The organism is Sorangium sp. So ce836, assembly GCF_028553905.1.
Taxonomy (GTDB): Bacteria; Myxococcota_A; Polyangia; order Polyangiales; family Polyangiaceae; genus Sorangium; species Sorangium cellulosum_D.
This window is the reverse complement of the sequence record NZ_CP102233.1, coordinates 14,253,361-14,279,229: the sequence shown is the minus strand read 5'-3', so window position 1 is coordinate 14,279,229 and position 25,869 is coordinate 14,253,361. Positions and strand designations below refer to the sequence as shown.

The following is a 25,869-nucleotide window of genomic DNA, read 5'->3' as shown; positions in this document are numbered from 1 at the left end:
CGGCGGCGGCCAGCATCCGGTGCTCAACGCCTTCCGACATCACGGCGGGGATCGGAGGGCGTTCAGGTAGTCGCGCCCGGCCTGGGGCTTGTGCTCAACGCCTTCCGGCTTCACTGCGGGGAATCGGACTCGCATGGCGGCTTGGCGTCGCTGTCCGCGTGGTGCTCAACGCCTTCCGGCATCACGGCGGGGAGCGGGGCTGGCGCGCCCCGGGGCGCGACGGCGAGTTGGGTGCTCAACGCCTTCCGGCATCACGGCGGGGAGCGGACGGGACAGCCGCTCATTAAAGCGCGTCTAGGCCGGTGCTCAACGCCTTCCGGCATCACGGCGGGGAGCGGTTCCCGCTGGAACTCGGTGGGCAGACCTCGCAGTGCTCAGCGCCTTCCGGTATCACGGCGGGGATCGGACGAAGCGCCTCGCAGTCGAGTCGTCGCACGTGTGGCGGTGCTCAACGCGTTCCGGCATCACCGCGGGGATCGGAGAAAGGGAACAACGATTCTTCTGATCGCGCAGGATGGTGCTCAACGCCTTCCGGCATCACCGCGGGGATCGGCCCACGCGGACGAGGGCGCACTCGCCGCGCTCCCCGAAGTGCTCAACGCCTTCCGGCATCACCGCGGGGATCGACCCTCCGTGGTCTGCGGGTGCGTCTGATCCCACAGGTGCTCAACGCCTTCCGGCATCACGGCGGGGATTGGCCGGCCCCCACTGCGCCGCCGCGCCGAACCGACGTGCTCAACGCCTTCCGGCATCACGGCGGGGATCGGATGGTTCGTCTCCGCGCCTCCTCCGCCCTGTCGGCGTGCTCAACGCCTTCCGGCATCACGGCGATGGCCGAGATGATGCGCCCGTGCTCGTCGAGGAGACTGGCGTGCTCAACGCCTTCCGGCATCACGGGCGCGGATCGGTCGGATCGCTCCGCGGCGCCGTTGGCGCGGGAGATGTGCTCAACGCCTTCCGGCATCACGGCGGGGATCGGAGGCTGCGCTCGAGTTCCGGCGTGAGTTCTGCGTAGTTGTGCTCAACGCCTTCCGGCATCACGGCGGGGATCCGGTCGGGTCGTCGCGTTCGAGGGGCTGCACACGAGCGAGTGCTCAACGCCTTCCGGCATCACGGCGGGGATCGGAAGCGATCATCCAGGTCGTCGAGTCGCCGCAGGACGAGTGCTCAACGCCTTCCGGCATCACGGCGGGGATCGGGAGCACGGGCGCGATGGCAACTGGTCGTAATTCGAGTGCTCAACGCCTTCCGGCATCACGGCGGGGATCGGCCACGATCTCGACCGAAGCGCGCGCCGGCTGGACGTGCTCAACGCCTTCCGGCATCACGGCGGGGATCGGCTGGCCAGCGCCGCATCGCCTCGACGTAGAGGCCGGTGTGCTCAATGCCTTCCGGCATCACGGCGGGGATCGGGCTACCTGCGGCGCGATGCCGCGGGCTACAGCGTCGAGTGCTCAACGCCTTCCGGCATCATTGCGGGGATCGGATCCTGTCACGTTCGGCGGTCGATTCCGCGGGGGCGTGCTCAACGCCTTCCGGCACCACGGCGGGGCTCGGCTGCGCGCACGTCGCCCGTGATACCGTCGACCTCCACGTGCTCAACGCCTTCCGGCATCACGGCGGGGATCGGCCGCCACCGCCCATCACGCTTAGCGTCTGGGGCAAGTGGTGCTCAACGCCTTCCGGCATCACGGCGGGGATCGGTGACCGAGGGGACCGATCTCCCGCCCTGTGAGGCGGTGTGCTCAACGCCTTCCGGCATCACGGCGGGGATCGGCCCGCCCTCACAAGCCATTGACATTACTCATCAATTTCACCTCCCCTGCAAGCTCCTCCCTCCGCTGGCCGGCGTCCACGCCCCGCCCGCGTGCTCGCTCCTCGTCCAGCGGCGTCTTCACTCGCATCTGCTGCCATTCACGCACCTGCCCAGCCTTCAACACGACGTAAATTCTCGGAATCACTAGGTTCGATTGTCAAGGACCGAGGCGCGCCGGGCATCGCGCGCCGATGCTTGATCCTACGCCTCACACGATCCGGAACGGCGGTGGCTCAAGGTCGAGCGGCGCAAGATCTTTGCCCTGAACGGTAACCCTGGTGGCGCAGTCCGGGCAGAGTCGGATGAACATCAGGCGGTCTTCCGAGGCGACGAGCCCGGTCTGCTCGAAGCGCAGGCGCACGAGCTCTCGAGCCGTTCCGCGCACGCGGAAGACCGAGTACTGAACGGGCTTTCCCCAAGCGCTCAGCACCTTGTGCACCTTGCGCAGCGCCTTCGGCTCGGAGACGTCGCACACGACGAGGTACCAGTAACGGGGCTCGGGCATGGGGACCTCTACCGGATTCAAAAGCGGCCAAGAGACCGGGCTCGCCCGACCACTCTTTCTCCATCAGCCGCACTTCGAGCTCCATCATGCGCGCATAGGAGAGAGAGAAGCCGAGCACGTCGTGGCGGTACTCCTCGTGCTTGCGACGCTCGTACACCTCGATGAACGCGCGGCGACCAACATCGGACAGCCAGACCTGACGGCCCGTGATCGCGAAGTCGCGCTCCGCATCGAAGGTCCGGCGGTTGACAGCGCCGAGGACCGCCATGTCGACAACCGGCACCCGGAAGAGCTCGGTCAAATCCAAGGCCAGCGGGAAGGCCGCGGAACGTGGCTGGTGCAGCACACCGAAGCCGGGCCCCAGCTCGACCCGGAGGATCGCGCCGAGCACGTCCCGGTAGAGCAGCGTGTAGCCGAAGGAGAGCAGCGCGTTGAAGCGATCTTCCGGCGGCCGGCGAGAGCGACCGCGCGGGCGTAGCGCGTCTCCGGCATCCGGATGCACGAGCACTGCGAGCGCGCTGAAGTAGCCACGCGCAGCGTTGCCCTCCTGACCCATGAGCGACAGGCGATCCGCGCCGCGGCGCAGGCTGCCGCGCAGGATATCGATCGGCTCCTCGATGGCAGCGCCCAACGAGTCGTCCTTGCTCGATGCCCTGAGCACATGGCGAAGCTGCATCTCGATCTTCGCCATCACCAGCCGCCAGGCGAGCCCGATAGCGAAGGTGTCGTCCGTCAGCCCGCGGAACTGGCGGATCCTCCGCTGCACGCCCGAGCTCCCGCCGCTGAACACGCCGATGTGTACCCCGCCGGCGCCGACGAAGTGGACGGCGATCTCCTCGGCGGCGCAGAGTCGGAGCGCCTGCGTGGTGATCTGCGCATGGCCGTGCACGACGATGTCGCTCACCTCTCGCGCCCCGATCCGCGTGCGCTCGCCTTCGCGCTCGGTCACCTCGAACGCGTCGGCGGAGCGACCGCGTCGAGGCTGACCGCGCTTGTGCTCCACCGGGTACAGCTCGCCGCTTCGTCCGCGGAGCGCGTCGATGCGCCCTCGGATGCCCAGCGCGGCCGACGCGAGCGTCATCTCGACGACGTCTCCCGGCGGCTCATCCGCCGCGGCCAGGACGCGGATCGTCGATCTCCACGAAGTGATCCCGCGGAGGCGAGCGGGAGACCTCCTGCGACTCCGCGTCGAAGTGAAACCGCCTCCAGCGCGTATCGAGGGAGCCGACGTGATCGACCCACGTGGGCAGCTCGACTTCCCCTGCCTCATCCGGCACCAGCCATCGCCATCTGCCCTCCGGTTGGCTCACCAGGGTCACCGCGTCGACCGCGTCGTCGCTGAGGCCCAAGCATACGATGCCGCTCCGCGTGACGGTCTCCGGCGACAGCACGGCGCGCTCCACGCGCTCCTCCAGCCCTGAGACAGCTGCGCCGTGTCCCTCCCCCGTGACCTCGCCGGCGCTGTCGATCCAGCAGAGGAAATCGAGCCCGCAGAGCGTCTCGACGAAGTCCGGCGCATTGCCGAGCTTCTCCTGCTTGATGGCCACGCCGTACTTGTACCGGCTCAGCTTGCGGAGCGTCGTCGCGACGGTCGGCTGGCGCGCGTACGCGAACGCGAGGCGAACGCCCACATGGCGCGCGCGCGAGCGCTCGCCGACGAGCGACAGGAGCATGCCGTAGACCGTCGCCGGGGGCGCGAACGGATAGCTCTCCGCAAACGAGCGCGCGTACGATCTGCGAAAGCTCGCGTACGGCGCCTGGACGCGTACGGTGATCATCCCTTCGCGCCGCGCGAGGCAACCGCCGCGAAGGGCCCTCCGAGCTTGACGACGCGGGCGCGAGCCTCCGCGCCTGCCGCCGCGATCCCGGGCAGAACTGTCGCGCCGAGTTCCCTGAGCCGCGCCCCTTCTGGCGTGGCAGCCACCTCGCCCGCCACGATGAGCTCACCTGCAGGCACGTCACCGCTCTCCACACGCTGGAGAAGACGATCGACCTTGTAGGTACGCCGCGCCTCGTCGTGGTCGAAGCAGTTCTGGATCCGCGACGAGTGCGCGTTCGTGAGCCGAAGGACGATCGACGCGGGCGAGAAGTCGTACGCGAAGCGCGCATGGTTCCCCGCGACCGGCGGCGGGTCGAGGATCGCCTCGACGAGGTGGCCGATGTTCCGCTTGTCCACGACATCACCGAGGTTCAGCCCGAATGAGTACTGGTACTCGGTCGTGTGCATCTCCGCGCTGTAGAGCGAGAGCTTGCCCTTCTCCTTCTCGCCGCTCACGGCGTTGTACGAGAGCTCTCCACGGTAAGGACGCAACGACACGGCCCGACCGATGGCGAGCGGGCTCGGGCGTTTCGTTGTCTTGCCCTTCACCTTCGGCTTGGCGGCCAGCTTCCCCTTCTTGCTGCCGTTACCCTTCGCGCCCGATACGTCCGCGTCCTCCTCGCTCTCGTCGCCGTCCTCTTCCTCTCGCTCCTTGGCCGCTGCCGCCGCGTCCATGAAGCCCATGAGGTCGTCGTCGACGTAGACGTCGCCGCCGGGGTCCCAGGTGGCCCTCTTCTCGTCGATATAGACGAGCTTGCCCGAACTGTATGTGCGGTTTACCTGGAGCCCCTGGAGCTGGAACCGGTAGCGGATCGCGAAGCGGATCGCCTCCGCTGAAACGCTGGTGTGGAGGTCGTCCTGATGGAAGACCTTCTGCAGCGTCGTCGTGTTGCCGATGTTCTCGCCGCGGTTGTTGGCCGCGACCGCCTCCCCCGTGAGCACGGTGCCATAAAGATAGTTCGTGGCCATCGTTCACGCCTCCCCGTTGGTCTGACCCTTGGTGTCGTCCTTCGCGTAGCTGACGAGCGCGAAGAGGAGCAGGTTCTGCAATCGGCTTGCGTTCCGCTCATTGAAGATGAACTCGCGCAGCGTCGCGGCCTCCTGCCTCGCCGCGGCCAGCGTTGCCCCTTGCGTGGCGTCGGCGCAGAAGCGCAGGAACCAGCCCGCGAGCGCGTCGGCGGTCTTCGCGCGCAGGATCGAGTTCCGGATCCGCTCCCGCTCAACCTCGACCTGCCGCTTGAAGCTCGCGCCTTCGCGGAGCTCCCGATCCTTGAACACGCCCATCTTCCTGCGCCACGCCTCGTGAAACATGCCTATGACGGCCTGATCAACGCCGTCCTTGATGGCCTCCTTCATTTTTTGCAGCCCTTTCCGCGCGAAGCGCATCCTCGAGAAATCCTTCGACTCGCTCACGAGCGCGCGGAAGTCCGCCGCCCAGTGCCGACCGGCGGCGAGGTTCGCCGCGACGAGTTCCGGGACCGGGCTCATCGGCACGGCGTAGCCGTCCCCCTTGCTCCCTGGAACGATCCTCGTCTTCCCGAGGTGCTTGCTCGCGCACCGGAACACCTCGAGCTCGGGGTAGGTCAGCCCGATCCTGACCGTGGCGCTCCGGTTGACCTGGTTCTTGTCCCACGCGACCTTCCCCATCGCGATCACGTGGAGGCCCGCCACCGCAGGGCGATCGCGCAGGTCGTCCGCCGTGAGATCGATCAGCAGCCGCAGCGCCGCCTCCTCGGCCCCTCCGGCGATGCGCCCGAGATACCCGCCGCTCAACCGCGGCCGCTCGACATCGACGCCTGCCACCGCGCGCATCGCCCTGGCGAACGCGACGAGGTCGCTCACGTCCGGCACGACGACGCACGCCTGCATCTTTTCCTTGTACGTCCGCGGGCGCAGGAGAAACACGACGCTGCCCACCATGAGGTAGAGCAGCAGGATCGCCTCCTCCGGGGCGGTCTCGAGCGGCTGCATCCCCGTCATGGCGCCCGGGACGACGGACTGCGGGATCGTCGCGACCGCGGGGAACGCCCCTGCCGATGAGCCCTTCTTCGCGGGCTCGAGCAACCCGGTTCCCTGCGCCTTCTGGTGGGCATAGGACGTGATCGCCTTGTACGTGAACATTCCGCGTGCCTCGTCATCCACGCTCCTGATCTCGACACGCCTCGGCTCCTTCTCCGACGGGCGCATCTTGGGGTGCTGCAAGAACGTCGCGCAGAGGCCGTTGTGGATCGAAAGCCGTAGCTCGACGTTGGCTTCGGCCACCGCTTGGCCGACCAGATCGATCAGCTTGTCCTTGGTGAGCCGGAACGACGCGCCGAGGATCCGCTGCAGGGCCTCCTGATCGGGAAGGTCGTCACCCCACGCGAGCCTCACGCTGTCGCGCTGGACGTCGTGCTCGATCTCGGCAGGTGCGCTGCCCCGCTTCGCTCGCCACGCGAGCACCGTCGCCGCGAGGCCACCAAGCGCCGCGCGATGGTAGACAGTGTAGTTCGGGTTCGTGAGCCGGTAGCTCAGCTCTCTCGCCATCGCGCGCCGGTCCCTTCTCCGGTGGCTTCGTCGTAGTCGTAGACAACAACGTCATCGGGCGCGACGGGCAGCCCGGCCACGCGCGGCCACCCGAGCACCGCCTGTTTGATGGGGATCGAAACCTCGTGCTCGCGGAGCCACTCGGCGGCCGGGACATCGTCGCCGCGCGCCCGCCGATGCGCTGCCACATCGCGCTCGAGCAGCACGGCGACGGTGTACCCGGCACCGCGGGTGCTACCAGGCCGCGTGCGCCAGAGGCCGCTGCGCTCCGGGACGCCCAGGAAAACGGCAGCCTCCTCGGCGGCGCTGTAGTCGAGCGAGTGCGCGGAGGCGCCGGCGGAGAACTGCTCCGAGAGATCGCGCTGGTGCAGCGCCCGCCCGAGCTTCACGAGAGCGCTCCTCCAGCTGCGGCTCGCCTCGATCTCCTCCGGACTGTAAGGCAGCGCTTCCTTCCTCGCGACCGGCACGATCAGAGCCCGCTTCGGGCTACCCGGAGACTTCGGCGTCGCGTGACGGTTCAGACGCCCGAGGCGCTGGATCAGCGCGGGAACGGACGCCTCGTCCGTGACCAGCAGGTCCGCGGAGAGATCGAGCGACATCTCTGCCACCTGCGTGGCGACCAGGAGCGCCGGCGTCCCCGCGCGCTTGAAGCGATCGATCACGCGACGGTGCCGGCGGCTGCGATCTCTGTACCGCAAACGCGAGTGGTACACGTCGACGCTCATCTCCGGGAACCGCTCGATCGCCCTGCGGTACACCGCGTTCGCCCACTCGACCTGGTTCCGTACCCAGAGCACCTTGCCGCCTCCGCGCAGGCAGTCGTCGATCTCTGGCCAGCAAGCCTCCGGGCTTTCGATCTCGGCGAGGCGGTACCGCGGAAGCGTCTCCAGGTCCGTCGGCCCGGGCACGACGTGGAGGTCGGTGCGAACTTCGGCCAGCGCGCGCCGGCGCGCCTCGGGCAGCGACGCGGTCATCAGGAGCACCGGGATGCCCGGAAAGTTTCTCAGGAACACCAGCAGGTGACCGAAGAGGTGATCGTCGAACGCGTGGATCTCGTCGAAGACGATCGCCGACTGCACGATCGCCGGCAGCGCGCACAGCGCACGGCGCGCGTTCGCCATCAGCCCGAGCACGGTGTCGGCGGTCGTCACCGCGACGCGGGCGTCCCAGAGCGCGAGCGCCTCGATCTTGTCCCGCTCAGCCCGCAGCGCGTTCTTCGCTGACTCGGCGCGCTTCGAACGATTGTCGCCGTCTTCCCCGTCGTCGTCTTCCTCTTGGTCGGCGGTCGTCGCGAGGGTGTGCAGGTCGACGGATGCCCGCGAATGGACGAGCTCCGCCGGTACGTCCGCCTCGAGCGCGTAGTCCCTGAAGTGCTCGGTGGTCGTGCCGGTGGTCGGGAGGCAGAAGAACAGGCGGAAGCCGGGTGCACCGGCGATCTCGCGGCGTGCACACCATTCGCGCGCCCAGAGGTAGGCGGCGACGCTCTTCCCGGAGCCGCACCCCGCCTCCGCCAGCGTCAGGCGCGAAGGGGACGCCGCCACGTCCTCCTGAAACGGCCGGTACCCGAAACCAGGTGGAAGCTGCGAAAGGTCTACCGGCGCACGGCCGTCGTAGGTCTGCCACGCCCAGCGATGGATCAGCCCAGTCAACTCGCTGCGGGTGAGCCGCGTCGACAAACTGCGAGCGATGAACTCCGGGAGGGAGTAGCGCGCTGCCATGACGTGGCGCCGTGCCACCGCGCTCGCCGCCACATCGGCGGCGATGCCGAGCCCCTTCACCAGCGCAACGAAGCGGCGCTGGCGGTCGTCCTTGAAATCGGCCTCGGCGTCCCGGAAGTCGTCGACCATCTGCTGTCGCATCGGCCCGGCGGCGCGGTCCGCACGATCCCGCCTGCTGCGGCCGATCGTGAAATCGCGCTCGAACCTGGGCGGCGCTGGCAGCCCGAGGTCGGCCGCCATGTCCCTGAGGAGCGTCGCGAAGTCCTCGTGGGCTGCGTGCACGGTCAGCGCGGCGCCCTGGTTCATTCCAACCTGCTCGTCGAACTTGCGGTGGTGACCGAGCGCGCCCCACGTCGCGACCATGAGGACCTCCTCCATCGGCGCGAGCCATCGACGGATCGCGGGATCCAGCCAGACGAGGAACCCGGAGACGGTCTCATGCCGCACGAGCTGCTCGATCTGCGGCTGGTCGTGGACCATGGCCTGGAAGTCGCTGTTGGCCTTCCCGACGTCCTGCATCCAGCCGCACAGCCGCAGCGTCATGGCGAAGCGCTCGAGCTCGCCTGCGTCAAGCGCTGCCGCCTCCAGTGCGGCCGGACCGATCACATCGGCCAGCGCCCGACACGCAGCGGCCACGTCGCGGCTGTGCTGCGTGAGGAGCGCGAAATCCGGCGGGCCTTGCTTGAAGTCCTTGCGGTCGTACGACTTCGCGAGGAGCGGCGAGCGCATCACGCCTCGGCCCGCGCCTGCGTTCGACGAGTGCGACGCCCGGTCGGCACGAGCACACCGCACCCCATCCGCTGCTTGCCTCCGAGGCCCGCGTACTGGGCCCGCAGCGATCCGTCCGGCGTCAGCTCATGCAGCGCCGTCTCGAACCCCACGACGGTGTAGCCGTTGACGGCGATCGTGCGCCGTCGCCCGAGCTCGATGCGCGCGGCGACCTCCAGGGCGTCGAGCTGCCGCCGCAGCGCCTCCCGGAACGGCTCCGGCTCGGTGAACCCCTTGATGACGACGATGCGGGCGCGCAGCTCCGCCGCGGGCTCGATCGCGTGCACCGTGGAAACACCCACGCGCGTGGAGTGTCCGTCGAGCTCGAGACGCTTGCCGGCAAGGCAGAGGACACGAGCGATCTGGCCAGGCTCCAGCCGGAGGCGAAGGCCGCGGTGTGCGTCCACCGCGAGCAGGCCGTCAGGCCGTGGCACGCCGGGAAGCGGATGCACCGCGAGCCACCCCGCGCCGTGCAGGTCGCCGGCGATCCGGCAGATCGCGCCGAACAAGGCGTAGCCGTGGTCGAGCGGGACGAGATTCGCCGCGAGGCGGAACGCGACATCGACGCGTAGTGCGATCTCCTGGGGCACCGACATCTCCTCGAAAACAGGTTATGTGCGCATGCGGCACATCGCAGCTCAACATCATCAATGAAGCAGAGCAGCCGTGCTCGACTGTGTTCCTTCGATGAGAGAGTCCTCGCGACCATCTCTCGGCTGCGGCAGTTCCTAGATTCAATGGACCGGCTGCGGACGTTGCAACGGTCACACCAGTGCCTTCGATCGAAGCAGTGAGCTGTTCTCGCCCACTACCAGCCGAGCCGCCGGGCCTTCTGCGCCGCACAGATGCTGGCAGCAAGGGTTTGTCGGCCGGCCCTGTGCCGACCTCTCACACGTCGTGCAGTTTCAGTCGGGAAGGCTGCCTTCGCCTTCTCGTCTTCTTGATCTCGTCCTCACGTACGGCACCCTCCTCGCTCTCGACGCACACCACGCTTGCGCACTGGAAACCATAGTTCCAGTGCGCAACACGGAGCTGGAGTCGATAGTACAAATGCGAAGCTAACTGCTACGGAGCTGGCTCCGAACCAAAGACGCAACAAGAAAACGTTAATCGGTACGGGAAAGCTGATGCTCGAGCTCGCCCCCCCGACAACCGATCTCGAATGTTGACCATATACACATCCGTAGCTGGCATGGATGGTGCTCGTGAAGAATCCACGCCGTACTACGGAAAGGCGATCGTCCTCCGATCAGCTCGTCGGCTAACCGAACCAGCTGGCACGGCCCTGCCCTCGTCTCCGCATCCTGCAGCCACCGACGAAGCTGAACGCAGGCCGTGCAACATCCCGCAGCCCGCGTCCTCTGCGGCGAAGCGCACGCATCTCCCGCAACGCTCGGCGCCACCTTCGCGAAGCCCCGCGCGCTTCCCGCAACGTCCTGCGCCACCCGCGGCTCCCCGCAACGCTCGGCGCCACCTTCGGCGAAGCCCCGCGCGCTTCCCGCAACGTCCTGCGCTACCCGCGGCGAAGCCCCGCGGCTCCCCGCAACGCTCGGCGCCACCTTCGGCGAAGCCCCGCGCGCTTCCCGCAACGTCCTGCACCACGCGGCGAAGCTCCGCGCGCTTCCCGCAGCGTCTTGCACCACCCGCCGCGAAGCTCCGCGCGCTGCCCGCAGCGTCCTGCACCACCCGCAGCCAAGCCCCGCGCGCTTCCCGCAACGTCCTGCACCACCCGCCGCGAAGCTCCGCGCGCTTCCCGCAGCGTCCTGCACCACCCGCAGCCAAGCCCCGCGCGCTTCCCGCAACGTCCTGCACCACCCGCCGCGAAGCTCCGCGCGCTTCCCGCAGCGTCCTGCACCACCCGCAGCCAAGCCCCGCGCGCTTCCCGCAACGTCCTGCACCACCCGCCGCGAAGCTCCGCGCGCTTCCCGCAGCGTCGCAGCGCCCTGCGCCGCCGGCGAGCCGATGCACCGGCCGGAGCACCGTCTGCTCCTCCACCCACCCCGCCCGGGCGACCAGCTCGACCGACCCGCTCGCCCAGCACGGCGTTCAATCCCCACGCCCCATGCGACCTCCCCCCGCCATCCTGCAACCGCACGACGATATTCATGAATCGCGTCCTTTTCGTGCTCGCTCGCGGCATTCTCTCCAACGCGACTTAGTCCTTGCGTCCATGCCCAAACCCAAGAACCCGAACAAATCAGGGACACCCGCCGTCGAGCCCACCCAGCTCCATATCGCGGAGGCGGCCTTCCAGCGCGTGAAGCCCGCCCTGGACGCGATACCGCTCGCCGGGCTGGACACGCCGCGGCTCGATCTCCAGGCAGCCGCCGTGCAGGCCATCGGCGTGGCCCAGACGCTCGCCGCGCCGCAGCTGCGCCAGCGCATCGCGGCCATCGCCGCGGCGGGCGCGCTCGATGCCGCGCTCATCGACGGGCTCGAGAGCGTCGCCTGGGCGACCTGGTTCGCCCGGCACAAGCTCCTCCTCACCTCGGCCACGCACTCCGGGGCGGCGCTCCCGGCCACCCTCGTCGAGCGCGCCTACGAGATGCGCGCGCGCATGCTGAAGACGCTCGAATACCACCTCGACGGCGACGCGGAGGCCACCGCCCAGCTCGCGCACCTGCGCGCGGGCAGCGGCCACCTCGACCTCGCCAACGACCTGTCGGGCGCCGCCGATATGTACCGCAAGCACCGCGACGCCATCCAGGACGATAAAAGGAACTTCCGCAGCGAGGACGAGCAGGACGCGAGCGCCCTCGCGGAGCAGATCCTGCGCCTGCTCGGCGCCACGTCGACGCCCGAACAGATGCTCTGGAAAGGCTACCAGGCGCGCGCCGCCAAGCTGCTCTTCCGCCATTACGACGAAGCCGTCCGCATTGGCCGGTTCCTCTTCTATTATGACGATCCCGAAGGCCGATTCCCCAATCTGTACACGGCGACGCGCGCCACGCACGCGTCCCCTCGGCCCGACAAGAAGCCGGATGCCGGCCCCGTGAAGCCCGAGCCCGCTCCCGTCGAGCCGCCCGTCGCCGGCATCGCCTGATCCGGCCAGACGCTCACGCTTCCCCGCCCGCACCTCATCCCCTCCACCGCGGCCGCTCGCGCCCGCCGGCCGCATGCGCTACTGCGCCCTCATGCGCCTCTACACGTTCCGCCACTCGCCCAACGCGCTCAAGGTGCGGCTCGCCCTCGCCGAGCTCGGGCTCGCGTACGAGCCGGTCGAGGTCGACCTGTTTCGAGGCGAGCAGCGCGCCGAGGCGTTCGCCCGGCTGAACCCGCACCGGAAGGTGCCCGTCCTCGAGGACGGCCCGCTCGTGCTCCGGGAGTCGAACGCCATCATCGCCTACCTCGGCCGCACGCACGGGACGACGCGCTGGCCCGACGTGCCGACGTCCGAGGCCAGGGCGCTCCAGTGGCTGTTCTTCGACAGCGCGCACCTGACCCCGCACTGCAGCGCGATCTGGTGGACCAACGTCGTCGCGCCGAAGACCGGCCTCCCCGCCCTCGCCGAGGCGGTCGTCAAGCGGGCCAGCGACGAGGCGACGCGCTCGCTCGATCTGCTCGAGGCGGAGCTCGAGGATCAGTACCTGCTCAAGAGCTCCATGTCGCTCGCGGACTGCTCCGTGGGCGCCGCCCTCTCGCTGCTCCGCGGCTCGCACCTCGACGACGCCGGGCGCTGGCCGAAGGTGATCGCCTACCGCGAGCGGCTGCGCAGCCGCGACAGCTGGACCGAGGCGGGCGGCGACGCGGTCGCCGACCTCGGCTGAGCGACGCGGCAGGCGCGGCGCGCCCGCGGCTAGCGCCTCGCCCTGCGGCCGATCCCGCGGGCGTCCCGCCCGATCGGCTCGCCCAGCTCGAACGCCGGATCTACGGCGGCGGCGGGCAGCTCCTGCGGCTCTCCCGGCTCGAGCGGGCCGTGCGCCCGCTCGGCTTCGGCAACCGACGGATAGAGCTCCACGTCGCCGTCGAGTCGCCGTCGACCCGGAAGCCGCCGGCGCGCGCGGGGCGCACGACGCGGCCGAGGACGAGCCCCTCGTCCCAGATGCCGCCATGCTCCACCGCGATCGCCGCGCCCACGGCCACCTCGGCGAGCCGCGCGGGCGCGCCGTCCGGCCGCTTCGGCGTGGGGCGCCACCGCAGGATCGCATCCTCGTGGAGCACCACCACCGCGTGCTCCCCGGGCAGCTCGGACACCCCGAGGGCAAAGCGGACGCGGCACCCCGGCGCCCCGACGCGCTCCGCCCCGCGCTCGCCGCCGGCGGCGCCCTCCGCCTCCTCGAGCGCGGCGAGCGGCTCCGCACCCAGTTCCTCGAGCGGCGCCATGCGAAGTCCTCCCCGGGAGATGTCGGCCGAGCGCACGACGACGTCAAGGCCGCTCGGCCCGTGCCCCGCGCTTGACGCCCGGAGACCTCCGCTGATGCCATCGGCCGATGACGTCGTTCGATCCGTTCCCCGTCCTCGCGACGCCGCGCCTGGCGCTCCGCGCGATCGCGCCCAGCGACGCCGAGCGCATCTTCCGCATCCAGTCGGATCCGGAGGTGGTGCGCTACGCCGGCCGCGCGCCCGACGGCTCGCTCGCGGACTCGGAGCGGCGCATCGCCACCATCCTCGCCGGCGTCCGAGAGAACACCTCGATCCGCTGGGGCATCACCCTCAAGGACAGCGGAGAGCTCGTCGGCACGGGAGGCTTCTGGCGCTGGAACAAGCCCCATCGCTGGGCCGAGATCGGCTACGACCTCCTGCCCGCGTTCTGGAACCGGGGGATCATGACCGAGGCGCTGCGCGCCGTGATCGGCTTCGGCTTCGCGTCGATGGAGCTCCACCGCGTCGAGGCGCAGATCGATCCGGACAACCGCGCCTCCGCGCGCGTGCTCGAGCGCCTCGGCTTCGCGCGCGAGGGGCTGCAGCGCCAGAACTGGTACTACGACGGGCGGTACACCGACACCGCGCTCTACGGCCTGCTGCGCGGCGAGCTCGCGGCCGCCGCGACGTGACCCGCGCTCGCCGGCCTCCGCCGCCGCGGACGCCCTCGCCGCGCCTCCCCGGTCGCCGCGCCGCCGCCCGCCCCCGCGGCTACTTCGCCGCCGGCGCGCTCCCGCTGCCCGGCGGCGCCGCGGCCCCGGGGCCGGCCCCGCCCCTCGGCTCCAGGTCGATCTGGATCCGCGCGGGGGACTCCGACGTGATCTCCACCGTCTGCGAGACGCCGTCGCTCGACCGCGCCTCCACCACGAGCGACACCCCCGGCTTCGGCCGGGCGATGACCTGGCTGCCCACGCCGAGCACCACGCCGTTCAGCTTCACCACCGCGGCGCTCGGCTGGGTCTGCACCGCGATCGGATCCACGAGCGGCCGCGGATCCCTCGGCCGGCTCAGCGCGACGAACATGAGCGACGCCACCGCGACGCCCGTGGAGACCGACGCCACGAGCCACGGCAGCGCCACCGGGCGCAGCGCGTCGCTGCCGGCGCGCATCAGCCCGCCGATCCCCCGCCGCGGCGCCGTGCGCGGGTTCCGCGAGCGGCCCTCCGACGGCGGCCCGACGCTCAACGTCGCCCCCGGCTTCGGCCGCCACGCCGGGCGCTGCTGCGGGACGATCGCGTCCGCGATCCGCTGCCGCTCCTCCTCGAGCTTGTCCCCGCAGCGCGCGATCAGCAGCTCCGCCACGTGCGCGGTCGTGATCACGCCCGACCGGCGCATCAGGAAGTCCTCCAGCGCGCTCGCCATCTCGCCCGCCGTCTGGAAGCGCTCGCGCGGGTCGCGCGCGAGCGCCTTCAGGATGATCTCCTCGAGATCCCGCGGGCACTGCGGCGCGATCAGCGTGGGCCGCGGCGGCTCCGACGCCCCGGTCTGCGGCAGCACGAGGTCGTGCAGCACCTGGAACGGGAGCGCCCCCGTCACCGCCTCGAAGAGCACCACGCCGAGCGAGAAGATGTCCGAGCGGCGGTCGACCGGCTGCCCCTGCGCCTGCTCGGGCGACATGTACTCGCCCTTGCCCTTGATCTCGCCGGTCTGCGTCGTGTCGCCCAGCCGCTCGAACGCCTTCACGATCCCGAAATCGGCCACCTTCACCGTGCCGTCGCGATCGATGAGGATGTTCTGCGGGCAGACGTCCCGGTGCACGATGCCGAGCGGCACCCCGCGCTCGTCGTGGAGCTCGTGCGCCGCGTGCAGCCCGTGCGCCGCGTCGGCCACGACCCGCGCGGCCATCGCCGGGGAGATCGGCATCGGGCGCAGACCCGGCCGGAGCAGCCGCTGCATCGTCTGCCCGTCGATCCACTCCATCACGAGGAAGAGCACGCCGTCGGAGTCGCCGAGGTCGAGGATCTCGACCACGTTGCGGTGGTGGATCTTCGCGGCGAGGTTCGCCTCGTCGAGGAACATGCGCTGGAACTGCGGATCGCGCGCGAGCGCCGGGATGAGCGTCTTCAGCGCGACGACCTTGTGGAAGCCGCGGGAGCCCTCCATGCGCGCGGCCCAGACCTGCGCCATCCCGCCTTCGCCGATGAGGCGCAGAAGCTCATATCGCCCGAGACGCTGCCCCGGTGCGGGGTCCTCGGAGATCCGCATGGCTCACCAGACGCTTGTGCTCGGGGAGCCGCGCCGCGGTCCCCAGGAGCAGCCCGGGCCGCGGGTCGCGGCCCCTTCTCTCTCCAGGCGCTCACCATAGCCAAGCGCGACCGCGCAGCAAAGGATCGTGTGGATCGAAGGCCGCCCGCGGCCACCCCCGGACCGTCGCGCCGTCCCTCCTCCGGCCCCCGCACCGCGCGCCCGACGCGCCGCGACGCCGCGAGCCCGGCGACCGCGACGCCACGCGTCCGGCGCGCGGCGACCGCGGCGCCGCGCGCCCGGCGGCCTCGATCCGCGTCGCTCCCCCGCCCTGCCCCTGCTATGGCCCGGAGCACGATGACGAACGAGAAGAGCGCTCCTCCGCCCGCCCGCGGGGGCCGAGCCCCCGCCTCCAAAGCCCTGTTCGACCGCGCCGCCGCCGTCCTGCCCGGCGGCGTGAACAGCCCGGTGCGGGCCTTCCGCGCCGTCGGCGGCGACCCCCTCTTCATCGCTCGCGCGCAGGGAGCGCGGCTGTTCGACGCCGACGGCGCCGAGTACATCGACTACGTCGGCTCCTGGGGGCCGGCCATCCTCGGCCACGCGAACCCCGCCGTGGTGGAGGCCGTCCGCGAGGCGGCCCTCGGCGGCCTCTCGTTCGGCGCCCCGACCGAGCTCGAGGTCCGCTTCGCCGAGAAGATCCGCGAGCTCTACCCGAGCATCGAGATGCTGCGCTGCGTCTCCAGCGGCACCGAGGCGACGATGAGCGCCATCCGCGTCGCGCGCGGCTTCACCGGCCGCGACGCCATCATCAAGTTCGAGGGCTGCTACCACGGCCACGCCGACCACCTGCTCGTCAAGGCGGGCAGCGGGCTCGCCACCTTCGGCGCGCCCGACTCCGCCGGCGTCCCCGAGAGCGTCGCCCGCGCCACCCTCTCCCTGCCCTACAACGACCCGGCCGCCCTCGAGGCCGCCTTCGCGGCGCGCGGCGGCGACATCGCCGCGGTCATCCTCGAGCCGGTGGTCGGCAACATGGGCTGCGTCCCGCCGGAGCCCGGCTTCCTCGCCCTCGTGATCGACCTCTGCCGCAAGCACGGCGCGCTCTCGATCTTCGACGAGGTGATGACCGGCTGCCGCCTCGCCCGCGGCGGCGCGCAGGAGCGCTTCGGCCTCCGGCCGGACCTGACCACGCTCGGCAAGATCGTCGGCGGCGGCATGCCCCTCGCGGCCTACGGCGGCCGCGCCGACGTGATGCGCGTCGTGTCGCCGCTCGGCCCCGTGTACCAGGCCGGCACGCTCAGCGGCAACCCGCTGGCGGTCACCGCCGGGCTCGCGACGCTCGAGCGCCTCACGCCCGACCTCTACGCGCGGCTCGAGCAGCTCGGCGCGTCGCTCGAGCAGGGCCTCAGGGCCGCCGCCGAGGGCGCCGGCGCGACCGCGTGCGTCCAGCGGGTCGGCTCGATGATCACGCTGTTCTTCACGAAGGGCCCGGTCCGCTCCTGGGCCGACGCCGCGACCTCCGACACGAAGCGCTTCAGCGCCTTCCACGCGGGCATGCTCGCGCGCGGCGTCTACTGGCCCCCGTCGCAGTACGAGGCGGCGTTCCTGAGCGGCGCGCACACCGAGGAGGACGTCGAGCGGACGGTCGCCGCCTGCCGCGAGGCGCTCGCGGCCTGAGGGCGGGCCGGAACGGCGAGGGGCCGGCCGCCTCTGCGATCGGCCCCTCGCGCGAGCGCACGCGCCGGGGCCCGCACGCGCGGGCCCCGGAGGCGCGCGTCAGTCCGCGCGGACCCAGCCGTTTCTATAGAGGTTGCCGCGGGCGGTCGGCCAGAGCAGGCAGTTCGTCGACGACCGCGGCACCGTGTACACGTACGTGTTCGGCTCCGGGGTCTGGCCGTCGATCCAGCCGATCTCGCGGAGCGAGACGACGATCTCGATCGTGCCGTCGCCGTTCACGTCGGCGAGCGTGGGCACGGGCATCGCGCCGAGCCGCGGCAGCGGGATCTTGTGGAGGAGCTTGCCGCCCGCCTCGAGGACGAAGAGGTGGCTCCTGTTCTCCTCGGTCGAGTAGGTGTTGAACACGACCTCGGGGATGCCGTCGCCCGACAGGTCCCCGACCACGACGCCGCCCGTGAGCACCTGCGTGTCGTCCGTGTACTCGACGTCCCAGTACTCCGTCTTGTCGGCGTAGACCGCGTGGATCCGCCCGTCGAGGCCCGCGAAGATCATCTCGGGGCCGGGGTGCGTCGCGTCGAGGTCGGCCACGGTCACCTGCTGCGTCGCCGCCACGATGTTGCCGCCGAGGTCCTCGCCGCCGGACAGGTAGTCCGGCGCGTAGAACGGGCTCTCCCAGCCCTGGATGCGGCTCGCGTCGTTGCGGACCACCCACAGGCCGACGCCCCGGGACTGGTCCGACATGTCGACGTCCTCGGCCGCCGCGAGCATGATGACCTCCGGCTTGCCGTCGCCGTCCACGTCCGCGATCGCAGGGGCCGAGTTCTTGAAATAGGCCTGCAGGTCGCGGCTGTCGCCGAAGCCCTGCTGCGCGAGCGCGAGGTCGTGCATGTACCGCACGCCCGGCGTCTTCGGGCGGCCCTTGAACATGGGATTCGCGTCGAAGGCCTCCCCCGTGCCGTGGTAGAACCCGGCATAGGAGTTGTCCATCGGCGAGACGATGTCCTGCGCGCCGTCCCCGTCGAGGTCGCCGATGGCCAGGTTCTGGTCGTAGACGCCCACGATCCAGCACTCGGCGTCGTCGCTGCGGCGGGCGTCGCACCCGATCGTCTTGCTCGAGATCGGCGGGAAGCCGGCGACCGGCGCCCCGCTCGCGTGGAAGGCCATCAGGACGTCGGGGGTCCTGTCGGTGCTCGCGGCAACGACGTCGAGCTGGCCGTCGCCGTCGACGTCGCCGGCGGCCAGGGCGCGGATCTCGTCGTTCCAGGCGACGGGCCAGCCGTCCACCACCCGGCCGCTCGCGTCGAGCATGTAGATCCGGGTGCGCGCCGCGAAGACGACCTCGAGCTGCGCGTCGCCGCGGAAATCCGCGACGATCGGGCTCGCCCAGATGCGGCCGTACTCCCGCGAGTCGTCGAACCGCCACTTCTGGGCGCCGTCCGGCCCCCAGGCGACGATGTTGCCGTTGTGCGTCACCAGGATCTCGTTCTCGCCGTCGCCGTCCAGATCGGCGACCGCCGGCGACCCGAGCCACGCGCTCTCGTCGTCGTCGGAGAGCTGGAGGAGGAGCTCTGGCTCCGCGACGGCGGCGGAGCCGCTGCCGGCCGGCGCGCACGACGCGGCGGCCGGCAGGGGCTTGGAGCCCCCGGGCACCGGGCGGGGGTGGGACCAGGAGCCGCTGCTGCCGCCGCCGTCGTCGTCGGGAAGGGTGCCGTCGACGTTGCCGAGCTGGCCCTCGCAGGCCGCAAGGGCGAGGACGCTGGTCAAGAGAGCGATTCTACCGGGAATTACAAAACCTCGGTTGCAGACAAAGGACTTCATCATGGCCTGGGAGCTTACCAGCGCTTCGCGGCCGAAGAAGAGGTGAAGCGGAAATTTGACGCGGTCGTGGATGCGCTGAACGGTACGTTACGCTCCTCCTTCAGGAGGGGAGGTAGGCTGCATGTCCCCGACGTGGCGAGCGCTGGTTGACCTGTCGTTCGTCGTCCATCGTCGGCCATCGTCGGATTGCGTCAGGTTGCCGGTATGGGTGCGGGTAGGTGCTGTGCTAGGCTCCGCCGCCATGAACGTATCGCGACGGCTTTGGATTGCCGGCGCCGCCTGTGCCCTGCTGCTGGGGACGACGGCGCTGGGCTGCAGCTCGACCCCCGCACCGAAGACGGCCAAGGTGGAGGCCGGGGACATGCCCGAAGGAGGCGACTGGACGGGCGTCTATTACAGCGAGCTCTACGGTTACCTGCACCTCGTCCGGGACCCGAACTCCGACTCCATCGAGGGCCGCTGGATCCGTCCCGTCAAGGACCGGTGGGGCGAGCTGCACGGGTCGGTGGCGGGCGACCTCATCAAGTTCACGTGGACCGAGCACGTCATCGGCGCCATCGGGCCCAACTCGACCAAGGAAGGCCGGGGGTACTTCAAGTACACGCGGCCGGAGGGCGAGAACATCGACGACAAGGTCGTGGGCCAGATCGGCCGCAACAAGGATGAGGTCGGCGAGCCCTGGGAAGCCGTCAAGCAGCGCAACATGATGCCGGACCTGCAGTCGATCGGGGGCACCGGCAGCTCCGACATCGGCGGCGGCGACTGGGACGGCGACAACCAGGAGTCCGGGAAGCCCGAGCCGCCCGCCTCCCCCTCCGAAGAAGCACCTGCCGAGCCCCCCGGCCTCTGACATAACTGCCCCCGATGACCCAGCCGCAGCCGCGAGGCATTCAGTTCCGCGAACCCCCCATCTTCGAGCGAGGCACGCCGGGCAGGACCGGCGCGTCGCTCCCGCCGCTCGACGTGCCCGACGTCGATCCCGGCGCCCACTACGGCGCGCTCGCGCGCAAGGAGCCGGCCGGCCTGCCGGAGGTGAGCGAGCCGGAGGCCTTCCGGCACTTCGTCCGGCTCTCGCAGTGGAACTTCTGCATCGACGGGCAGATGTACCCGCTCGGGTCGTGCACGATGAAGTACAACCCGAAGATCAACGAGTGGGCCGCGCGCATCCCGGGCTTCGCGAAGCTGCACCCGATGACGCCCGACGAGCTCAGCCAGGGCTCGCTCGAGGTGATGTGGCGCCTGCAGGAGGCGCTCTGCGAGGTCAGCGGCATGGACGGCTGCTCGCTGCAGCCGTCGGCGGGCGCGCAGGGCGAGCTCGCGGGGCTGATGATGATGCGGGCGTTCCACGAGTCGAAGGGGCGCTCGCCGCGGAAGGTCTTCATCCCGGAGAGCGCCCACGGCACGAACCCGGCGAGCTGCGCGCTCAACGGGCTCGTCGCCGTCAGGATCGAGAAGACCGCCGACGGGATCACCCACCCCGAGCAGGTCCTCGCCGCGATCGAGCGCGAGGGGTCGGACGGCGACGTCTGCGGGCTGATGATCACGAACCCGAACACCCTCGGGGCGTACGAGACGCACCTGCCGGCGATCATCAAGCTCATCCACGACAAGGGGGGGCTGGTCTACGGCGACGGCGCGAACACGAACGCCATCATGGGGCACGCGCGGCCGGGCGACGTGGGGATGGACGTCATCCACATCAACCTGCACAAGACGTTCACGACGCCGCACGGCGGCGGCGGCCCCGGCGCCGGGCCGGTCTGCTTCAAGAAGCACCTGGAGCCGTTCCAGCCCGCGCCGGTCCTCGTGCGGCGCGGCGACGGGCTCGCGTGGGACCGCGATCGGCCCCAGAGCGTCGGGCGGCTCCGGGCCTTCACCGGCAACTTCGGGATGTTCATCCGCGCGTACGCGTACATCCGGGAGATGGGCGGCGAGGGGCTCACGGCGGCGAGCAGCCTGGCCGTGCTGAACGCGCGCTACCTCTGGGCCAAGCTGAAGGACCACTACCTCGCGCCGGTGCCGCAGCCGTGCATGCACGAGGTGGTGCTGTCCGACAGCCAGATCGAGAAGGAGACCGGGGTCAAGACGCTCGACATCGCGAAGCGGCTGCTCGACTACGGCTTCCACGCGCCCACGGTCTACTTCCCGCTGGTCGTGCCGGGCGCCCTGATGATCGAGCCGACCGAGACCGAGACGCGCGAGACCCTCGACGAGTTCGCGGCCGCGATGCTGAGCATCCTCAAGGAGGCGCAGGAGACGCCGGACGTCGTGAAGCAGGCGCCGCACGGGACGGTCGTGGGCCGCCTCGACGAGGCCCGGGCCGCGCGCCAGCCGCGCCTGCGGTGGTCGAGGACGTGACCCGCCCGGAGGAGGCGGCCGGCGGCGCGCGGCCTCCTCCGGCGGGCGGCGCCGGCGGGCCGCGCGCTCCAAATTCGCGAATCTCCGCCGGACGCGTCTACAATGAGCGCCGAGGTTCCGTGGTGCGGGGCCTCACGGGACGAGCGACGCGTGGCCGATACCGTTGAGAACGAGGGCGACATCGAGACGATCAGCCAGACCATCCCGGTCTCGGTTGGAGACACCGTGCGCCTGGTGTTCCGCGCCTACGACGAGGCGACGCCGCCGTTCAACATCAAGATCCGGTCGCCCTCGGGGAAGATCATCATCGAGCGCGTGCTGCGCGACCTGCCCACGGGGAAGCCGCAGAGCGCGTCGCCGGTCGAGTTCAGCGCGTCGTCGCCGGGCGAGTACAAGATCGAGATCAAGCAGCTCTACGGCAAGCAGAGGGGCACGGCCGTCCTCCGCGTGAAGCCCTGACGGGCGAGCGCCCATCCCAGGGCTATCTTGCGAAGCCCGGCATGAGCATGCTCGTCATGCGGTCGGGGCTCACGATGCCCTGATCGTGCATCCAGCCGTTCGCGGCGGCGACGGCGGCGCGGCCCTCGTCGCCCTGGAGCAGGTCGCCGTGGCGGCGGCGCGCCGCCGCGGCGTAGAGGGCCATGCCGGCGGCCTCGAAGCCGCGCACGGCCTCGGCGAGCTGCTGCGCCGCCGGCTCCGACTCGCCTCGGGCGGCGGCGACCGCGGCGCGCACCGCCGCGGCGAGCGGGTCGGCCCAGGGCATGTGCTCGGCCTCGATCTTGCGGGCGGCGCGCGTCGCCTCCTCGTAGAGCGGCTCCGCGTCGGCCGGCGTGACGGCGGCGGCGGCGGCCAGCGCGGCGCAGGCCCGGAGGTGGGTGATGATGATGCGCACGGCCTGGATGCGCAGGACGAGCGAGCTCTCGAGGCCCGCGCGCTGCTCGGCGAAGAGGCGGTGCGTGGCCTCGCCGTCGCCCCGGTACAGGCCGATGTGCGCGCGGGCGACGAGGTCGAAGTAGCTCTGCAGCTGGAAGCCCGCCTTGGACCAGCTCCGGATCGCGTCCTGCGCCTGGCGCTGCGCAGCGTCGGGGTCGTCCCCCACCAGCCAGTAGGCGTTGCTCTGCGAGGAGCGCAGGCTCGTGGCGAGGTAACGGTCGCCGCGCTCGTCGGCCGCCTGCAGGTACATCGGGACCCGGCGCATGAACTCGCGCGTCTCGCCGCCGTACCAGAGCGCCCAGGCCGAGAACGTGTGCGTCCAGCTCCGCTCCCACGTGACGCCGGTGCAACGCTCGCGAAAGATGACGTCCGCCCGATCGAGATCCGCCACGCCCTGGTGCCAGCGGCCGAACAGCGTGGACGTGACGCCGCCGACGAACCCGACGAGGCCGAGCGCATGCGGCCGGCCGATGCGCGACGCGATCGCGCTCGCCGTCGAGAGCAGGTCGGCCACGCGGGAGGCGGACGGGCCGCCGTCGATCGCCAGGTAGGTCGCCTCGAAGGCGAGGGCGCGGGTCACGCGGTAAGGCTCCCCCGCCTTGAGCGAGAGCAGCAGGTTGCGCGCCTGGAAGTCGGCGCCGCGCGTGGGATCGACGATCGCGAGCCCCATCGCGGCCGACCAGCAGACGTCGATGCGCATGAGATCCTCCGGCGAGACCTCGTCGGCCGGCCGCTCGACGAAGTTCAGCCCGCGCAGGCGGACCTGCGCGCGCCGCAGCATCAGCGACGCGACCGCGAGCTCCGGCGTCTTCGGCACCTGCATGCCCACCGCGCCGAGCACCGAGCGCAGGCCCGCCATGCCCGCGTCGACGTAGCCGGCGCGGAGGAGGTTCTCGGCGGCGCGGCGCCCGAGATCGATCGCCTCGGCCTCGGGGGCGCCGTCGCTCGCGGCCATGTAGGCCTCCGCGGCCTTGGCGCCGCGGCCGGCGCTGCTCAGCGCGTCGCCGAGCTTGGCGAGCACGACCCGGCGCTCCGCCCCGCCGGGCAGGTGGAGATCGATCGCCATCCGGTAGAGGCGCGCCGCGTGGTCGAACGCGAACGCGGCCTCGGCCTGCTCGCCCGCGCGCACCGCGTAGCCGGCGGCGCGCTCGGAGTCCCCGGCGGCGCGCCAGTGCTCGGCCAGCGCCTCGAGCTCGGCGCGCCCCGAGGCCTCCAGCGCCAGCGCGAGCCGGCCGTGCCAGCTGCGCGCCGTCTGCTCGTCGAGCCGGCTCGTGACGGTCTCCCGGATGCGGTTGTGAAACGGCTCGACGAACTCGTCCTGCCCCGAGCCGCCGGTCCGCACGAGGTTCGCCCCGCGCAGCACCGAGAGCACCCGCGTGAGCTCCGCGAAATCGGCCGCCATGGCGTGCGCGGCCACCGACGTCAGCACCGGCGCGCCGGCGCAGACGACGAGCTCGAGCAGCTGGCGCGCCCGCGGGTCCAGCCGGCTGATCCGCGCCCAGAGGACGTCGTCGAGGCGCACCGGGCCGCCGTCGTTGTCCTGCGCCATCCGGTGGCGCAGCAGGGCGTCGATGAACAGCGGGTGGCCGCCGGCCTCCTGCGCGATCGCCTCGATGCTGAGCGGCCGGCCTACCGGCGCGCCCCGGAGCAGCAGCGCGCAGAGCTCCTGCGCCTCCGCGAGCGACAGGCGGTGGAGGATGATGTGCCCGAGCGCGTCGATCGGCACCCCGAGCTGCCGCGAGACCGGCGGCGCCGTCTCGGAGGCGGTCCGCACCGCCGCGACGAGCATCATCGCCCGCGGGCGCGCGGGATCGACGGGCGACGCGCCCGCGCACACGGGCCCGTCCAGGCCGGCGAACGAGCCCGGGCGGGCCGCGGCGCTGAGATCGGCCTCGGTCCACGGGCGCATCACCTCCGAGAGCAGCGCGACGCTGTCGGCGTCGGCCCACTGGAGATCGTCGATCGCGAGCACGAGCGGCCGCTCGGCCGCGAGCCGGCCGAGCAGCTCCCGCAGCGCGGCGAAGACGAGGGCGCGGATCTCGGGCGGGTCGATCGCCTTGCGCCGCGCGCGCGCCTCGGTGATGGCGGGGACCGTCCGGAGCACCGGGAACACCGTGCCGAGCAGGCCCGCGTTGGGCGGCAGGAGCGCCTTGACCTCCTCGGGGGGGCGGCGCACGAGGTGTCGGCTCAGCCCGTCGATGAGCTCGTCCACCGCCTTGTAGGGGACCGCCTCGCGCTCGTAGCAGCGCCCGGCCAGGACGAGCGCCTCCTTGTCGATGCGCTCCAGGAACCGGCGCAGGAGCGCGCTCTTGCCGACGCCCGACTCGCCCTCGAGGAACCGCGTGACGGAGCGGCCCATCTTCGCCTCCGCGAACGCGCCCTCGAGCGCGGCGAGCTCGCTGTGCCGGCCGACGAAGCCGATGCGCTGCGAGAGGACCGGCGGCTCCTCGATGAGCTCCTGCACCCGGAGCCGCCGCAGCACGTCGCGCGCGGTCGGCCGGGCGGCCGGGTCGATGCGGAGCATGTCCACGCAGAGCTCGTCGATGTCCTGCGGCATGTCCTCGACGAGGCGGCTCGGCGGCGGCGGCTCGGCCCGCCGCATCATGTCCATCGTCGCCTTGGGCGCCGTCTGGAACGGATAGACCCCGGTCAGGGCGAGGTAGAGCATGACCCCCGCGCTGTAGATGTCCGCCTCGGGCCCGGCCGCCTTCCCCTCGGCCTGCTCGGGCGCCATGTAGTGGAGCGTCCCGACGACGGCCTGCTCGCGCCCCTGGCCGCTCGCGTCGGCGACGAAGCCGAAGTCGAGGAGGACCACCCGCTCTTCTGCGGTGACGAGCACGTTGGAAGGCTTGATGTCGCGGTGGACCTTGTAGGCCGCGTGCACCGCCGCGAGCCCCTGGGCCAGCTGGGCCAGCGCCGAGCGGAGGCGGGCCTCGTGGAAGGGGCGCTTGATGCGGGGCAGTTGCTCGGGCGCGGTGCCCGGCGCGTGCCAGAGGGGGATCGACGGCAGGGTGGAGCGCCGGCCGCCGCCCGCGGGCTCGCCCCGCGGCCCGGCGTCGCCCTCCTCGTGGAGCCGCACGTGCACCACGAAGTCGACGCCCCGGATGAGCTCCATCGTGAAGAAGAGCTGCCCCTCTTCCTCGTGGAGCTCGCCGAGGCTGACCAGGTTCGGGTGCTGGATGTCCTGCAGCGAACGGAACTCGTTCTTGAACCGGAGGCGCGCCTCGGCGCTCAGATTGCGGAGGATCTTGAGCGCGACGCGCCCCTTCCGCTCGCGGTCGAAGGCCTCGTAGACAACCCCCATCCCGCCGACGCCCACCACGCGAACGACCTGGAAGCGACGCGTGCCTCCGAACTCGGGTCTCGCGTTCCTCAGGCCCATGCGTGG

General features: G+C 71.2%; 17 protein-coding genes, 1 pseudogene and 1 CRISPR repeat array (1 of these 19 only partly in view). Of the genes and pseudogenes, 7 read left to right on the top strand and 11 right to left on the bottom strand.

The features are described from left to right. A CRISPR array of direct repeats spans positions 1-1,765; the repeat unit is 24 nt; unit sequence GTGCTCAACGCCTTCCGGCATCAC (it extends 2,129 nt beyond the left edge of the window). Positions 1,766-2,024: 259 nt separating this feature from the next. The 7 genes and pseudogenes from cas2 to cas6 form a co-directional block, all read right to left on the bottom strand. After that, positions 2,025-2,321 (bottom strand): CRISPR-associated endonuclease Cas2, encoded by a 297-nt coding sequence (cas2, locus tag NQZ70_RS53675; RefSeq protein WP_408022453.1) that lies wholly within the window; start codon positions 2,319-2,321, stop codon positions 2,025-2,027. Between the two features lie 31 nt (positions 2,322-2,352). After that, positions 2,353-3,402 (bottom strand): annotated as a pseudogene (gene cas1, locus NQZ70_RS52130) (type I-MYXAN CRISPR-associated endonuclease Cas1); the annotation flags it as partial. A 22-nt stretch (positions 3,403-3,424) separates the two neighbouring features. Next, entirely contained in the window at positions 3,425-4,099 is a 675-nt protein-coding gene (gene cas5, locus NQZ70_RS52125) for a type I-MYXAN CRISPR-associated protein Cas5/Cmx5/DevS (RefSeq protein WP_129580885.1), read from the bottom strand. Next, complete coding sequence (locus NQZ70_RS52120; RefSeq protein ID WP_129580884.1) at positions 4,096-5,109, bottom strand: DevR family CRISPR-associated autoregulator; 1,014 nt, start codon at positions 5,107-5,109, stop codon at positions 4,096-4,098. The genes cas5 and NQZ70_RS52120 overlap by 4 nt, the downstream gene beginning before the upstream one ends. A gap of 3 nt (positions 5,110-5,112) precedes the next feature. Beyond that, positions 5,113-6,666: a type I-MYXAN CRISPR-associated Cas8a1/Cmx1 gene (gene cas8a1 / locus NQZ70_RS52115; RefSeq protein ID WP_129580883.1), complete on the bottom strand. Its 1,554-nt coding sequence runs from the start codon at positions 6,664-6,666 to the stop codon at positions 5,113-5,115. Beyond that, the gene (gene cas3, locus NQZ70_RS52110; RefSeq protein ID WP_129580882.1) at positions 6,651-9,113 is read right to left on the bottom strand and encodes a CRISPR-associated helicase Cas3'; all 2,463 of its coding nucleotides are present in this window, start codon (positions 9,111-9,113) and stop codon (positions 6,651-6,653) included. The genes cas8a1 and cas3 overlap by 16 nt, the downstream gene beginning before the upstream one ends. Beyond that, positions 9,113-9,742, bottom strand: coding sequence for a type I-MYXAN CRISPR-associated protein Cas6/Cmx6 (cas6, locus tag NQZ70_RS52105; protein WP_165374600.1), 630 nt, complete (start codon positions 9,740-9,742; stop codon positions 9,113-9,115). Before cas6 ends, cas3 begins: the two co-directional genes overlap by 1 nt. Before the next feature lie 1,472 nt (positions 9,743-11,214). Here cas6 and NQZ70_RS52100 point away from each other — a divergent pair. Together NQZ70_RS52100 and NQZ70_RS52095 are read left to right on the top strand one after the other, a co-directional pair. Next, the gene (locus NQZ70_RS52100; protein WP_237244856.1) at positions 11,215-12,195 is read left to right on the top strand and encodes a hypothetical protein; all 981 of its coding nucleotides are present in this window, start codon (positions 11,215-11,217) and stop codon (positions 12,193-12,195) included. A 73-nt stretch (positions 12,196-12,268) separates the two neighbouring features. Then, positions 12,269-12,919: a glutathione S-transferase family protein gene (locus NQZ70_RS52095; protein WP_129580880.1), complete on the top strand. Its 651-nt coding sequence runs from the start codon at positions 12,269-12,271 to the stop codon at positions 12,917-12,919. A 100-nt stretch (positions 12,920-13,019) separates the two neighbouring features. On the opposite strand, the gene NQZ70_RS52090 is transcribed toward NQZ70_RS52095, so the two are convergent. Further along, positions 13,020-13,475: a hypothetical protein gene (locus NQZ70_RS52090; RefSeq protein WP_237244855.1), complete on the bottom strand. Its 456-nt coding sequence runs from the start codon at positions 13,473-13,475 to the stop codon at positions 13,020-13,022. A 107-nt stretch (positions 13,476-13,582) separates the two neighbouring features. On the opposite strand from NQZ70_RS52090, the gene NQZ70_RS52085 reads away from it, so the two are divergent. Next, positions 13,583-14,146 carry a GNAT family N-acetyltransferase gene (locus tag NQZ70_RS52085; protein WP_129580879.1) on the top strand — a complete coding sequence of 188 codons (564 nt, stop codon included), beginning with the start codon at positions 13,583-13,585 and terminating at the stop codon, positions 14,144-14,146. Positions 14,147-14,225: 79 nt separating this feature from the next. Here the strand turns inward: NQZ70_RS52085 and NQZ70_RS52080 are convergent, their stop codons facing one another. Further along, a complete protein-coding gene (locus NQZ70_RS52080; protein ID WP_129580878.1) occupies positions 14,226-15,719 on the bottom strand; it encodes a serine/threonine-protein kinase in 1,494 nt (497 codons plus the stop codon). Positions 15,720-16,055: 336 nt separating this feature from the next. Between NQZ70_RS52080 and hemL the strand changes: the two genes are divergently transcribed. Next, positions 16,056-17,372 (top strand): glutamate-1-semialdehyde 2,1-aminomutase, encoded by a 1,317-nt coding sequence (gene hemL / locus NQZ70_RS52075; protein ID WP_129580877.1) that lies wholly within the window; start codon positions 16,056-16,058, stop codon positions 17,370-17,372. A 99-nt stretch (positions 17,373-17,471) separates the two neighbouring features. Here the strand turns inward: hemL and NQZ70_RS52070 are convergent, their stop codons facing one another. Then, complete coding sequence (locus tag NQZ70_RS52070; RefSeq protein WP_237244854.1) at positions 17,472-19,136, bottom strand: VCBS repeat-containing protein; 1,665 nt, start codon at positions 19,134-19,136, stop codon at positions 17,472-17,474. A 295-nt stretch (positions 19,137-19,431) separates the two neighbouring features. Between NQZ70_RS52070 and NQZ70_RS52065 the strand changes: the two genes are divergently transcribed. The 3 genes from NQZ70_RS52065 to NQZ70_RS52055 all read left to right on the top strand — a co-directional run bounded on the left by NQZ70_RS52065 (position 19,432) and on the right by NQZ70_RS52055 (position 22,007). Continuing rightward, a complete protein-coding gene (locus NQZ70_RS52065) occupies positions 19,432-20,040 on the top strand; it encodes a hypothetical protein (protein WP_129580875.1) in 609 nt (202 codons plus the stop codon). A gap of 14 nt (positions 20,041-20,054) precedes the next feature. Next, positions 20,055-21,548 carry an aminomethyl-transferring glycine dehydrogenase subunit GcvPB gene (gene gcvPB / locus NQZ70_RS52060; RefSeq protein ID WP_129580874.1) on the top strand — a complete coding sequence of 498 codons (1,494 nt, stop codon included), beginning with the start codon at positions 20,055-20,057 and terminating at the stop codon, positions 21,546-21,548. Positions 21,549-21,698: 150 nt separating this feature from the next. Beyond that, a complete protein-coding gene (locus tag NQZ70_RS52055; protein WP_129580873.1) occupies positions 21,699-22,007 on the top strand; it encodes a hypothetical protein in 309 nt (102 codons plus the stop codon). 22 nt (positions 22,008-22,029) lie between these two features. Here NQZ70_RS52055 and NQZ70_RS52050 read toward each other — a convergent pair whose 3' ends face one another. Then, positions 22,030-25,863 (bottom strand): serine/threonine-protein kinase PknK, encoded by a 3,834-nt coding sequence (locus NQZ70_RS52050; RefSeq protein WP_129580872.1) that lies wholly within the window; start codon positions 25,861-25,863, stop codon positions 22,030-22,032. Between the last annotated feature and the right edge of the window lie 6 nt (positions 25,864-25,869).

Bases quoted from the DNA above. Each gene is read 5' to 3' on its own strand.
- cas2 (WP_408022453.1), bottom strand. From the start codon at position 2,321: ATGCCCGAGCCCCGTTACTGGTACCTCGTCGTGTGCGACGTCTCCGAG.
- cas5 (WP_129580885.1), bottom strand. From the start codon at position 4,099: ATGATCACCGTACGCGTCCAGGCGCCGTACGCGAGCTTTCGCAGATCG.
- NQZ70_RS52120 (WP_129580884.1), bottom strand. From the start codon at position 5,109: ATGGCCACGAACTATCTTTATGGCACCGTGCTCACGGGGGAGGCGGTC.
- cas8a1 (WP_129580883.1), bottom strand. From the start codon at position 6,666: ATGGCGAGAGAGCTGAGCTACCGGCTCACGAACCCGAACTACACTGTC.
- cas3 (WP_129580882.1), bottom strand. From the start codon at position 9,113: ATGCGCTCGCCGCTCCTCGCGAAGTCGTACGACCGCAAGGACTTCAAG.
- NQZ70_RS52100 (WP_237244856.1), top strand. From the start codon at position 11,215: ATGCGACCTCCCCCCGCCATCCTGCAACCGCACGACGATATTCATGAA.
- NQZ70_RS52095 (WP_129580880.1), top strand. From the start codon at position 12,269: ATGCGCTACTGCGCCCTCATGCGCCTCTACACGTTCCGCCACTCGCCC.
- NQZ70_RS52090 (WP_237244855.1), bottom strand. From the start codon at position 13,475: ATGGCGCCGCTCGAGGAACTGGGTGCGGAGCCGCTCGCCGCGCTCGAG.
- NQZ70_RS52085 (WP_129580879.1), top strand. From the start codon at position 13,583: ATGACGTCGTTCGATCCGTTCCCCGTCCTCGCGACGCCGCGCCTGGCG.
- NQZ70_RS52080 (WP_129580878.1), bottom strand. From the start codon at position 15,719: ATGCGGATCTCCGAGGACCCCGCACCGGGGCAGCGTCTCGGGCGATAT.
- hemL (WP_129580877.1), top strand. From the start codon at position 16,056: ATGACGAACGAGAAGAGCGCTCCTCCGCCCGCCCGCGGGGGCCGAGCC.
- NQZ70_RS52065 (WP_129580875.1), top strand. From the start codon at position 19,432: ATGAACGTATCGCGACGGCTTTGGATTGCCGGCGCCGCCTGTGCCCTG.
- gcvPB (WP_129580874.1), top strand. From the start codon at position 20,055: ATGACCCAGCCGCAGCCGCGAGGCATTCAGTTCCGCGAACCCCCCATC.
- NQZ70_RS52050 (WP_129580872.1), bottom strand. From the start codon at position 25,863: ATGGGCCTGAGGAACGCGAGACCCGAGTTCGGAGGCACGCGTCGCTTC.